Source organism: Streptomyces sp. NPDC088730, assembly GCF_044751215.1.
Classification (GTDB): domain Bacteria; phylum Actinomycetota; class Actinomycetes; order Streptomycetales; family Streptomycetaceae; genus Streptomyces.
Genome location: NZ_JBIVLK010000015.1, coordinates 173,961 through 184,736, shown reverse-complemented (window position 1 = coordinate 184,736; position 10,776 = coordinate 173,961). Strand labels below are relative to the sequence as shown.

At 72.3% G+C, this 10,776-nt stretch carries 11 protein-coding genes and 1 rRNA gene; 8 read left to right on the top strand and 4 right to left on the bottom strand.

The features are described 5' to 3' along the window. Nucleotides 1-95: ribosomal RNA gene (gene rrf, locus ACIP89_RS31990) — 5S ribosomal RNA — on the top strand; the annotation flags it as partial. A 222-nt stretch (nucleotides 96-317) separates the two neighbouring features. Here the strand turns inward: rrf and ACIP89_RS31985 are convergent. After that, a complete protein-coding gene (locus ACIP89_RS31985) occupies nucleotides 318-1,379 on the bottom strand; it encodes a hypothetical protein (RefSeq protein WP_402117915.1) in 1,062 nt (353 codons plus the stop codon). A gap of 30 nt (nucleotides 1,380-1,409) precedes the next feature. Between ACIP89_RS31985 and ACIP89_RS31980 the strand changes: the two genes are divergently transcribed. Continuing rightward, the gene (locus ACIP89_RS31980; protein ID WP_402117914.1) at nucleotides 1,410-2,153 is read left to right on the top strand and encodes a tetratricopeptide repeat protein; all 744 of its coding nucleotides are present in this window, start codon (nucleotides 1,410-1,412) and stop codon (nucleotides 2,151-2,153) included. A gap of 61 nt (nucleotides 2,154-2,214) precedes the next feature. On the opposite strand, the gene ACIP89_RS31975 is transcribed toward ACIP89_RS31980, so the two are convergent. Then, entirely contained in the window at nucleotides 2,215-3,492 is a 1,278-nt protein-coding gene (locus tag ACIP89_RS31975; RefSeq protein ID WP_401931802.1) for a DUF1015 family protein, read from the bottom strand. Nucleotides 3,493-3,924: 432 nt separating this feature from the next. Between ACIP89_RS31975 and ACIP89_RS31970 the strand changes: the two genes are divergently transcribed. Next, entirely contained in the window at nucleotides 3,925-4,953 is a 1,029-nt protein-coding gene (locus ACIP89_RS31970; RefSeq protein WP_401931707.1) for an HAD-IIA family hydrolase, read from the top strand. Nucleotides 4,954-5,054: 101 nt separating this feature from the next. Here ACIP89_RS31970 and ACIP89_RS31965 read toward each other — a convergent pair whose 3' ends face one another. Beyond that, nucleotides 5,055-5,954, bottom strand: a complete 900-nt coding sequence (locus ACIP89_RS31965; RefSeq protein ID WP_401931709.1) for a sigma-70 family RNA polymerase sigma factor — start codon at nucleotides 5,952-5,954, stop codon at nucleotides 5,055-5,057. A gap of 76 nt (nucleotides 5,955-6,030) precedes the next feature. Here ACIP89_RS31965 and ACIP89_RS31960 point away from each other — a divergent pair, with 76 nt between their 5' ends. The 4 genes from ACIP89_RS31960 to ACIP89_RS31945 all read left to right on the top strand — a co-directional run bounded on the left by ACIP89_RS31960 (nucleotide 6,031) and on the right by ACIP89_RS31945 (nucleotide 9,892). Beyond that, a complete protein-coding gene (locus ACIP89_RS31960) occupies nucleotides 6,031-6,804 on the top strand; it encodes an FMN-dependent NADH-azoreductase (RefSeq protein ID WP_402117913.1) in 774 nt (257 codons plus the stop codon). Between the two features lie 117 nt (nucleotides 6,805-6,921). Further along, on the top strand, nucleotides 6,922-7,881 hold the full coding sequence (locus ACIP89_RS31955; RefSeq protein WP_401931715.1) for a FecCD family ABC transporter permease: 960 nt from the start codon (nucleotides 6,922-6,924) through the stop codon (nucleotides 7,879-7,881). Nucleotides 7,882-7,991: 110 nt separating this feature from the next. After that, nucleotides 7,992-8,981 (top strand): FecCD family ABC transporter permease, encoded by a 990-nt coding sequence (locus ACIP89_RS31950; protein ID WP_402117924.1) that lies wholly within the window; start codon nucleotides 7,992-7,994, stop codon nucleotides 8,979-8,981. Between the two features lie 104 nt (nucleotides 8,982-9,085). Beyond that, complete coding sequence (locus ACIP89_RS31945) at nucleotides 9,086-9,892, top strand: ABC transporter ATP-binding protein (protein WP_401931718.1); 807 nt, start codon at nucleotides 9,086-9,088, stop codon at nucleotides 9,890-9,892. Between the two features lie 134 nt (nucleotides 9,893-10,026). On the opposite strand, the gene ACIP89_RS31940 is transcribed toward ACIP89_RS31945, so the two are convergent. Beyond that, nucleotides 10,027-10,374 (bottom strand): SCP2 sterol-binding domain-containing protein, encoded by a 348-nt coding sequence (locus ACIP89_RS31940; protein WP_024494660.1) that lies wholly within the window; start codon nucleotides 10,372-10,374, stop codon nucleotides 10,027-10,029. 43 nt (nucleotides 10,375-10,417) lie between these two features. Here ACIP89_RS31940 and ACIP89_RS31935 point away from each other — a divergent pair, with 43 nt between their 5' ends. Continuing rightward, nucleotides 10,418-10,774 carry a hypothetical protein gene (locus tag ACIP89_RS31935; RefSeq protein WP_402117911.1) on the top strand — a complete coding sequence of 119 codons (357 nt, stop codon included), beginning with the start codon at nucleotides 10,418-10,420 and terminating at the stop codon, nucleotides 10,772-10,774. Nucleotides 10,775-10,776 lie beyond the last annotated feature (2 nt).

Sequence of the window (10,776 nt, the reverse complement as noted above, 5' to 3'; positions counted from 1 at the left end):
AAACGCCCGGTTACATTCCGAACCCGGAAGCTAAGCCTTTCAGCGCCGATGGTACTGCAGGGGGGACCCTGTGGGAGAGTAGGACGCCGCCGAACAATCTTTCAGGACCCTTGGTCCCAGCGTTCAACGCTGGGACCAAGGGTCCTTTTTGTTTGCCGAAGCGCGTCGGATGTCCGGCTGCGCAAGAATGTCTGTAGTACCCGATGACAGGAGCACCACCGATGTCCACCAACTCTCCCGACGATCGTTCGGAGCGCGAGCCGCGTCGCCGCGACGGCGGTGACCGGGGCGGCTTCAGCGGTGGTCGTGACGACCGGTCAGGCGGCCAGCGTCGGGACAACGACCGCGGTGGAGACCGCCGGGACGATCGCCGGCCCACCAACAGCGGCGGCTTCCGGCGCGACGACAGCCGGCCCAGCAGCAGTGGCGGCAACTTCCGCCGCGACGACAACCGTGGCGACCGGGATCGTGCGCCTCGCCGGGACGACAGCCGTGGCGGCAGCACCGGTGGCGGCTTCCGTCGTGACGACAGCCGTGGTGGTTCCTCCGGTGGTGGTTTCCGTCGCGATGACAGTCGTGGTGGTTCGTCGGGTGGTGGGTTCCGTCGTGATGACCGGGCTCCGCGTCGGGATGATGACCGGGGTGGGCGTTCGGGCGGTGGGTTCGAGCGTCGTGATGACCGGCCGCGTGGGCCGCGTCGTGACGACGACAACCGTGGCGGCAGCACCGGCGGCAGCTTCCGCCGTGACGACAACCGTGGCGGTTCCAGCGGTGGTGGTTTCCGCCGTGACGACAGCCGGCCCAGCGGCGGTGGCGGCAATTTCCGTCGTGACGACAGTCGTGGTGGTTCCTCCGGTGGTGGGTTCCGTCGTGATGACCGGGCTCCGCGTCGGGATGATGACCGGGGTGGGCGTTCGGGCGGTGGGTTCGAGCGTCGTGATGATCGCCCCCGTGGGCCGCGTCGTGACGACGACAACCGTGGCGGCAGCACCGGCGGCAGCTTCCGCCGCGACGACAACCGGCCCAGCAGCGGCGGCGGCTTCCGTCGCGACGACAGCCGTGGCGGTTCCAGCGGTGGCGGCTTCCGCCGGGATGACAACCGTGGCGGTTCCTCCGGCGGTGGGTTCCGGCGGGACGACAGCCGGCCCAGCAGCGGTGGCGGGAACTTCCGTCGTGACGACAGCCGTGGTGACCGGGGGCGTGCGCCGCGGCGGGACGACAGTCGGGGAGGCGCTTCCGGCGGTTTCCGTGGTCGGCGCGATGACGGCGACAGGGGCGGCTACCGCGGCCGCGACGACCGCGGTGGGTACGAGCGTCGGGACGAGCGTGAGCGCGAGCCGATCAAGCGGCTCCCCATCCCCGACGAGGTCACCGGCCACGAGATCGACAAGGATGTCCGGCAGGAGCTGATGAGCCTGCCCAAGACCCTGGCCGAGGACGTCGCCCGGAACCTGGTCATGGTGGCCCGGCTCCTCGACGAGGACCCCGAGCAGGCGTACGCGTACTCGCGCATCGCCCTGCGACTGGCCTCGCGGGTCGCCGCCGTTCGTGAGGCGGCGGGCTTCGCCGCCTACGCGACGCAGAAGTACGCCGAGGCGCTCGCGGAGTTCCGGGCGTCCCGTCGGATGACCGGTTCCGTCGAGCTGTGGCCGGTCATGGCCGACTGCGAGCGCGGACTCGGGCGGCCGGAGCGGGCGATGGCCATGGCCGGTGAGCCCGAGGTGCAGAAGCTGGACAAGGCCGGACAGGTCGAGATGCGGCTGGTCGCAGCCGGAGCCCGTCGCGACATGGGGCAGATCGATGCCGCCATCGTGACCCTCCAGAGCTCCGAGCTGGCCTCCAGCGCCGTCCACCCGTGGACGCCGCGACTGCGTTACGCGTACGCGGACGCACTGCTGGCCGCCGGTCGCGAGGACGAGGCGCGCGAGTGGTTCGGGAAGGCCCTGGAGGCCGACAAGGACGGCTCGACCGATGCGTCGGACCGCCTTGCCGAGCTGGACGGTGTCGAGTTCGTCGACGCTCTCGGCGACGATGACGAGGACAGCACACCTGCCTCCGCAGCCGCCCCCGCCGTCGCGGACGACCGCGATGAAGAGGACGACGAGGACGACGAGGATGACGCGGATGACGAGGACGGTCCGGTCAAGGCGTAACGCGTGAGAAGAGGGCGGCACCCCGGCCGGGGTGCCGCCCTCTTCTGTGTATGGGGCCGGGTCAGCCGAGGGGCAGACTGCGCAGGACGAGACCCGTGGCCGGCTTGGGTCCGAAGGAAGTCGACTTGCGGGGCATGGTGACGCCCTGGCGGGCCAGGTCCCGGACGACTTCCTCGCGTACCGGATGCATCAGCACCGCCGTCGCGTTGTGGCGTTCGGCCTGTTCGACGGCGGCCGAGGTGTCGTGGATGTACGCGATGTGCGCCGGGTCGTCCGGGATCTGCCAGACATGGTCGAGCAGTGCCGAGTGCAGCACCGTGGCGTCGAGGGTGCGCCAGGCGTCCGGCCGGTCGGCCGGGACGGTGCGGGCCAGCAGGGCCTCGTCGGGGCGGTCGGCCAGGTGGAATCCGCCGTCGCCCGCGAGCAGGAAGGCATTGCCCTCGGCCGCAGCCCCGGCCAGGGCGTCCAGGGCCCGGGGGAGCGGACCTTCGACCTGACGGACGCGGAAGAGGCCGGCCAGCGCGGCGAGCGCGTCGGTGACGGGCAGCCCGTGCAACAGCCGGTGGATGGACCGTACCCGGAGCGGGTACCTCGCCGTGTCGACCAGGAGGACCAGGCCGAAGTCCCACGGGCCGGGACCTGTGTGTTCCCGCTGGAGTCTGAGATAGGTGGCCCAGCGGTGGTGGCCGTCGGCGATCAGGGCCTGCCGACGGGCCAGATCCGCCTCCACCACCGACCGTTCGGCCGTGTCGGTGAGTGCCCAGAGCCGGTGGCTGAAGCCGTCCTCCGTGGTGGTGGCGAGCAGCGGCGGGCGGTCGATCGTCCGCTCGATGACGCCGGCCGCCCCGGTGGCGTGGCCGTCGCCGCGGTAGGTCAGGAGCAGGGGTTCGAGGTGGGCCTCCGCGGTCCGCATCAGGTCGGCGCGGTCCTCGACGACATCGGCCATCACGTCCTCGTGCGGGAGCACGATGCCGTCGGCGGGGTCGGAGAGGGCCAGCGCACCGATCACGCCGCGCTGGAGCATGTCGCCGTTGCGCTGCTCGTACACATAGAGCGCGGGTTCGGCGTCGGGGGCGAGGATCCCCTCGGCCAGCCAGCGGTGCAGGGTCGCGGCGGCCTGTTCGTGGCGGGCGGCCGCGGTGTCTCCCTGCGGGAGGATCAGGCGCACGATGTTGTGCGGATCCGCCGATTCCAGGTGGAGCAGCCCGTCGGGCCGTACGACGACGTCGTACGGGGGCGAGGTCACCGCGGAGAGACTGCCGACCAGCTCGGGGACGTAGCGCAGTCCACGGAACGGGATCAGCCGCAGCCCCTGGTCCGCGGGGCCTCGTGAGTTCATCTTTCCTCCTGCTTGGATGCCCCGTGCCTCAGCTCGGGGAGGAAGCACAGCCCCTGCGGAGCACGGTGCTGTGACCCGCGGGTTTGATCCTAATTCGAGGGCTCGTCGGTTCGTGGGTGTGGCCACGAACCGGGTGAAACGGGCGTTCAAGTACCGCATGTGCCCGGCCGGCGCGTGGGCGACAGCGCTGTGGCCTTCCTGCCCGAGGTGTCGTCGGCGCCGTTGCGGCAGACGCTGCGGCATCTGTGAGGCGCGTCCGGGAACTACTGGCAGGAGCGGGGCGGGCAGTCAGCGATGAGCTAGAAATCTCCAGGGCGCGAACCGTGGCAGCCCCTTTCCTTCAGGAGGGGGAGGATGTCAATTCCGCATCGTATGTGCGGTTCGTGAATGCGCGATGATCGGGGGAGACCCAGGTATGGAGGAGCGCAGGATATGAGTCAGGCGAGCAGGACCAGGCCGAGCGGGATCGGTACCGCGTTGAGTGAGGCGTACGACACGGCTCTGCTCGATCTCGACGGGGTGGTGTACGCGGGCGGGCAGGCGATCGACCATGCGGTCGAGGCGCTCGGCACGGCGCGGGACGGCGGGATGCACCTGGCGTACGTCACCAACAACGCGCTGCGGACACCGGACGCGGTGGCGGAGCACCTGACCGAGCTGGGAGTGCCGGCCGAGCCCGCCGACGTGATCACTTCGGCGCAGGCCGTGGCCCGGCTGATCGCCGATCAGCTGCCCGCCGGGGCCCGGGTACTGGTGATCGGGGGCGAGGGCCTGCGGGTGGCGCTGCGGGAACGCGGGCTGCGGCCGGTGGAGTCGGCGGATGACGAGCCGGTCGCGGTCGCGCAGGGATACGGGGGGCCGGACATGACGTGGGGGCGGTTCGCCGAGGCCGCCCACGCGGTCAATCGCGGGTTGCCGTGGTTCGCGTCCAACACGGACCTGACCATTCCGAGCGCCCGCGGCATCGCACCGGGCAACGGGGCGGCCGTGGAAGTCGTACGGATCGCGACCGGTGCCGAGCCGCAGGTGGCCGGGAAGCCGCTGCCGCCGATGCACCGGGAGACGGTACTGCGGACCGGTGCCGAACGGCCGTTGGTGGTCGGGGACCGCCTCGACACGGACATCGAGGGGGCGTTCAACGGGGGTGTCGACTCGCTGCTGGTGCTGACCGGGGTGGCGGACGCGGCGCAGCTGCTGGCCGCGAAGCCGGAGCACCGGCCGACCTACGTGGCCGCCGATCTGCGGGGGCTGCTGACCGGGCAGCCCGAGGTGACGCCGGTGGGCGAGGGCTTCGGCTGCGGCGGCTGGACGGCGTCCGTCCGGGGCGAGCAGTTCGTGCTGGAGGGTGACGGGGAGGCGCTCGACGGTCTGCGGGCGTTGTGCGGGGCGGCGTGGTCGCACGCCGGAGCGGGTTCGTGCGGGCTGGACGCGGGGAAGGCCGTGGCCAGACTCGGGCTGTAGCAGCGGCTGAAGCGGCGGCGGTCCGGCCGGTGGCTCCGCACCCGGCGGGCGGGCGGCCCGGCGCCGCCCTCAGCCGGGCGGCCGGCTTTTCCGCGTCAGCATCAGCGTTCATCTCCGCGTCGGCCGAGGACGGCGAGGTCGAGGCGGCGCAGGCGTGCCGGGTCCGCGATCACGTCGTACGCGGTGATCAGGTCGTCCTCGATGGTGAAGGTGAGCGCGAACAGCAGGCGGCCGCGCGGGGCCACGACGACCCCCACCATGCCGTTGACCAGGGCGGGTTCGGCCAGTCGTGACCGGTGGGCCAGGGCCGCCGTGCCCTCCGCGACGGCTCGCGCGCCGCGGGCCTCGGCCGTGCCGCCCGGCGGCACCGCGACGGGGTCGGCACGCCGGACCGCATCGGGGGCCAGTACCGCGAGGACCGCGTCGAGGTCACCGGCCCGCGCGGCGGCCAGGAACGCCGAGACGACCTGGTGCTGCCGGGCGAGTTCGGCCGCCGGGACCACGGGAGTGCCCCGCACCTTGTGACGCGCCCGGCTGGCGATCTTCTTCGTGGCGCCCGGGGTGCGCTCCACGACGGTCGCGATCTCGCTGAACGGTACGGCGAACATGTCGTGCAGCACGAACGCGATCCGCTCGACGGGGTCCAGCGTGTCCAGCACCACGAGCAGCGCCCGGCTCACCGAGTCGCCCAGCAGCGCCTCGTCCTCCGGCGGACTGCCCTCGGCGGACCCGGCGACCTGGTCGAGGACCTCTTGCTCGGCCAGGTCCTCCCTGCGCGACCTTCGGGTACGCAGCATGTCGAGGCAGATGCGGGTCACCACCGTCCGCAGCCAGCCGGTCAGGTTGTCCACCTCGCCGGCGTCGACCCGGCACAGACGCAGCCAGGTCTCCTGGACCGCGTCCTCCGCCTCGTCCAGCGAACCGAGCATGCGGTGGGCCACCGCGCGCAGCAGAGCGCGCCGCTCCTCGAAGCGTTCCGCCAGTGCCTCGCGCTCGTCCACCGGTCACCTTCCGCCGTGCTGTTCCGTCACCCCTCCTGACGGACGCAACGTAACCGAAGTGACAGGAGAGCCGCCGATGACGTCCTTGCTGCATCTGGATTCCAGTGCCAACCGCTCGGAGGAGTCGGTCAGCAGGCAGCTGACCGCGCTGTTCGCCCGCACCTGGCGGACCGTGCACGGCCCGGCCGGATACCGCTACCGGGACCTGGCCGCGGACCCGGTGCCCCCGCTGGACACCGCCTACTGCACGCTCGGCCGGAGGCTGGAGGCGACCGGCCTCGTACCGCCGGACGGAGTGGACGCGCTGATCGGGAACGAGGCCGAGCGGCGGGAGTGGTCGCTGACCCGTCCGCTGGTCACCGAACTGCTGGCGGCCGACACCGTGCTGGTCGGCGCCCCGATGTACAACTACGCGGTCTCCGCCTCGCTGAAGGCGTGGATCGACCGGGTCGGCTTCCCCGGCGCGCTCACGGAGCCGGACACGGGGGAGGGCCTGCTCCGGGGGAAGCGGGTGGTGGTGGTCAGCACGCGGGGCGGTGCCTACGGTCCGGGGACCCCTCGGGAGGGCTGGGACTTCCAGACGCCCTACCTGCGGGCGTACTTCGGTGAGAAGGGGGTGGCCCCGGAGGACCTGTGCTTCGTCACTGCCGAGCTGACCATGGCGGGGCTGGCGCCCGGACTGGCCCCCTTCCGCTCGTCGGCGGCGAGCTCGCTGGCCGCGGCGAGGGCGGAGGTGATCGCGGTGGCGTCCCGGCCGGGACCGGGGTCCGTACCGGAGCAGGCATCCGGGCCCGGTCAGGCGTCCCGGCCGGGGGCGGTGGGAGGCCGGATCGAGGCCACAGGAGGGTAGGCTAACCTAACCGGCGTGTTCGTTGAGAGTCCCCCGGAACCGAGTGCAGGCCCGACAGCCGCACCGGCCCGTCCCACGCCCCCCAGGCGCCATGCGGTTCGCGCCGCAGGGCTCCTGGTGGCCTTGGCGCTCCTGGTGCTGGTGTGCCTGGCGAGTATCGGGATCGGCGCGAAGGCGCTGCCCCTCGGCGACGTCTGGCACGGCCTGTTCCACTACGCCGGGAGCAGCGACGACGTCCTGGTACGGAAGGTGCGGATTCCCCGGACCGTGCTCGGGCTGATCGTCGGCAGCGCGCTCGGACTCGCCGGTGCGGTGATGCAGGCGCTGACCCGTAACCCGCTGGCCGAGCCCGGACTGCTGGGTGTCAACGCGGGGGCCTCCGCGGCGGTCGTCTCCGCGATCAGTTTCTTCGGCGTCACCTCGCTGACCGGGTACGTCTGGTTCGCCTTCGCCGGCGCCGGGATCGTCTCGGTGGCCGTGTACCTGCTCGGAGGCAGCCGGTCAGCCACCCCGGTACGGCTCGCGCTCGCCGGGACGGCGGTCACCGCGGCCCTGTACGGGTACGTCAACGCCGTACAGCTGCTCGACTCGGCGGCCCTGGACCGGCTGAGGTTCTGGACCGTCGGGTCGCTGGCCTCCGCGAACACGGAGACCGTCGGCAAGGTGTGGCCGTTCATCGCGATCGGCGTCCTGCTGACCCTGCTCATCGCCCGCCCGCTCAACGCCCTGGAGATGGGCGACGACACCGCGCGGGCGCTCGGCGCCCATCTGACCAGGACCCGGGTGCTGGCCATGCTCGCCGTCACCCTGCTGTGCGGGGCGGCGACCGCCGCGTGCGGGCCGATCGTCTTCATCGGGCTGATGATCCCGCACCTGGTGCGGGCGATCACCGGGCCCGACATGAGGTGGATCCTGCCGTACGCGGCCGTGCTCTCCCCGGTGCTGCTGCTCGGCGCGGACGTGGTGGGCCGGATCGTCGCCCGGCCGTCCGAACTCCAGGTCGGCATCGTCACCGCGCTGATCGGCGGTCCGGTCTTCATCCACCTCGTACGACGCAAGAGGATGTCCCAGCTGTGAAGGCCACGAAGGAGACGGCGGGAGCGGCGGGGACGGCCCCGACGACCCGGCAGACGGGGACGGCCCGGTCGGTGAAGGCCGTGCGGACGGCCGGCGGGTACTCGTTCCGGATGAACGTCCGGGCCTCCCTCGTGGTGGTGCTGCTCGCCGCCGTGGTGGCGGCGGCCGGGGTCGTCCTCATCGGCAGCGGTGACTTCTCCATGACCCCGGGCGAGGTCGTCACGACACTCTTCGGACACGGCACCTTCCAGCAGGAGTTCATCGTCACGGACCTGCGGCTGCCGAGGGTGCTGGTGGGGCTCCTGGTGGGCGCGGCGCTCGGGGCCGGTGGCGCCGTCTTCCAGACCATCTCGCGCAACCCCCTCGGCAGCCCGGACGTGCTGGGCTTCGGCCAGGGGGCGACGGTCGGCGCGCTGGCCGTGATCGTGCTGTTCCAGGGCGGGGCGACGGCGGTCGCGGGCGGTGCGGTGGCCGGTGGTCTGCTGACCGGGGTCGCCGTCTACCTGCTGGCGTGGAAGCGCGGAGTGCACGGCTTCCGGCTCGTGCTTGTGGGGATCGGCGCCGCCGCCATGCTGACCGCCGTGACCCAGTACCTGATCACCAAGGCCGACCTGGTGGACGCCACCCGGGCCGTCGTCTGGATGACCGGCTCGCTCGACGGGCGGGACTGGGCCCAGGTCTGGCCCCTGCTGGCGGTCTGCGCGGTGCTGCTGCCGCTGGTGTTCGGGCACGGCCGGGCCCTGCGGGTGATGGAGATGGGCGACGACGCCGCGTACGCGCTCGGGGTACGGGTCGAACGCACCCGGCTCGTCCTGATGGGCGCCGCCGTGCTGCTCGTCGCCGTCGCCACGGCCGCCGCCGGGCCGATCGCGTTCGTCTCGCTCAGCGCCCCGCAGGTGGCCCGCCGGCTGACCCGCTCGACCGGCCCCAACCTGGTGGCCGCGGCCTTCATGGGTGCCGCCCTGCTCCTCGTCGCGGACTGGGTCGCGCTCGACGCCTTCGGCGACCGGCAGCTGCCCGTGGGCGTGGTGACCGGCGTGCTCGGCGGCTGCTACCTGCTGTGGCTCCTGGTGTCGGAGCGCAGGGCGGGCCGCATATGACATCCGGCACCGGGCACCCGAAGCCCTCATCCGCCCCGCGTGCCGCCGGCAGCGGGCATTCCCCGCTTCCTCCCGGCACCCCGACCGACCCACGGAGTACGACCATGCAGCGCCTCACCGCGGACTCGGTGACCCTCGGCTACGACCAGCGGGTCATCGCGGAGAACCTCTCGGTCGAGATACCCGACCACTCGTTCACCGTGATCGTCGGCCCGAACGCCTGCGGCAAGTCGACATTGCTGCGTGCGCTGTCCCGGATGCTCAGGCCGAGCCGGGGTCAGGTACTGCTGGACGGGCAGGCCATTCACCGGATGCCCGCCAAGAAGGTCGCCAGGACGCTGGGGCTGCTGCCCCAGTCCTCGATCGCCCCGGACGGCATCACCGTGGCGGATCTGGTGGCCAGGGGCCGATACCCGCACCAGGGGCTGCTGCGGCAGTGGTCGCCGGAGGACGAACGCATTGTCGAGGAATCGATGGCGTCGACCGGCGTCGGTGAGCTCGGCGATCGCTATGTCGACGAATTGTCCGGCGGGCAGCGTCAGCGGGTCTGGATCGCGATGGCGCTCGCCCAGCAGACGCCGCTGCTGCTGCTGGACGAGCCGACGACGTACCTCGACATCCAGCACCAGATCGATGTGCTCGACCTGTGCGCGGACCTGCACGAGACGCGGGGGCGCACGCTGGTCGCCGTCCTGCACGACCTGAATCACGCCGCGCGGTACGCCACGCATCTCATCGCGATGCGGGAGGGCGAGATCGTCGCGGAGGGCGCGCCCGGGGAGATCGTCACCGCGGAGCTGGTGGAGCGGGTGTTCGGGCTGCGGTGCCAGGTGATCTCCGATCCGGAGACGGGGACGCCGCTGGTGGTGCCGGCCGCGCGGGTGCGGGGTGCGCGGGGCGTGCCGGTTTAGGGGCGCGGTGCGGGTGGGCGCGGTGCGGTGGGTGGTGCGCGTGGCCTCCGGCCACGCCTTGTCCTCGATCGCCGGACGGGCTTGGAAGGTGCCCCCGGTCGCCGGGCGGGCCTGATCTGGTCGGGCCGGGCCGGTTACAGCAGGGATCTGAGTTTCAGGAGGTCGCGGAAGCCTGCTTCCAGGCGTACCCGGCCCGAGCCCCACGCCTTCGCGAAGTTCAGCTCGCCGTTGACCAGGGCCACCAGATCGTCCCCGGTCATCGCGAGGCGGATCTCCGCCTTTTCCGCAGGCGGCCCCTCGACGGTGTCCAGGACCTGGATCCGGCCGCCGGCCAGCCGGCCGGTGAACGTGACGTCGAGGTCCTTGATGTGGCAGCTCAGCGAACGGTCCAGGGACGCCGCGCTGCGCACGTCGCCGTCGGCCCCCGCGAGGTTGTCCGAAAGTCTGTCGAGTGCGCTGCGGCACTCCGCCATGGTCGCCATCGTGACCGACGGTACCGCAGCGCCTCGGGGTAGCGTTTCCCGCATGAGCGACTCGACGCCGGGGCCGGGGACGGCCGCCGGAACCGCGCCCGGGGAGATCCCGCAGGACGCGCCGCAGGGGCCGCCCCGGGCTGCCGTGCTCGACCCGGCGGCCCCCGCGCCCCTCGGCGTCGTCCGCGCACCCACCGGCAATGCCGGGGTGGACGCGCGACTGGAGCGGCTGGCCGACGCCGACCGCCTCCCGGCGAGCGGCCATACCGAGGTGTACGAGGATGTACACCGTGGACTGCGCGACGCGCTGACCGCGCTGGACGCGGGGCCCGCACCCGCCCCGGCGGCGTCCGCGCACGACAACGCGTACAACAAGCCGCACGACAACTCGTACGACAACAGGAGCTGAAC

What these genes read in the sequence shown, in the direction of transcription:
- ACIP89_RS31980 (WP_402117914.1), top strand. Translation starts at nt 1,410, where the DNA reads ATGAGCCTGCCCAAGACCCTGGCCGAGGACGTCGCCCGGAACCTGGTC.
- ACIP89_RS31975 (WP_401931802.1), bottom strand. Translation starts at nt 3,492, where the DNA reads ATGAACTCACGAGGCCCCGCGGACCAGGGGCTGCGGCTGATCCCGTTC.
- ACIP89_RS31970 (WP_401931707.1), top strand. Translation starts at nt 3,925, where the DNA reads ATGAGTCAGGCGAGCAGGACCAGGCCGAGCGGGATCGGTACCGCGTTG.
- ACIP89_RS31960 (WP_402117913.1), top strand. Translation starts at nt 6,031, where the DNA reads ATGACGTCCTTGCTGCATCTGGATTCCAGTGCCAACCGCTCGGAGGAG.
- ACIP89_RS31950 (WP_402117924.1), top strand. Translation starts at nt 7,992, where the DNA reads ATGAACGTCCGGGCCTCCCTCGTGGTGGTGCTGCTCGCCGCCGTGGTG.
- ACIP89_RS31945 (WP_401931718.1), top strand. Translation starts at nt 9,086, where the DNA reads ATGCAGCGCCTCACCGCGGACTCGGTGACCCTCGGCTACGACCAGCGG.
- ACIP89_RS31940 (WP_024494660.1), bottom strand. Translation starts at nt 10,374, where the DNA reads ATGGCGACCATGGCGGAGTGCCGCAGCGCACTCGACAGACTTTCGGAC.
- ACIP89_RS31935 (WP_402117911.1), top strand. Translation starts at nt 10,418, where the DNA reads ATGAGCGACTCGACGCCGGGGCCGGGGACGGCCGCCGGAACCGCGCCC.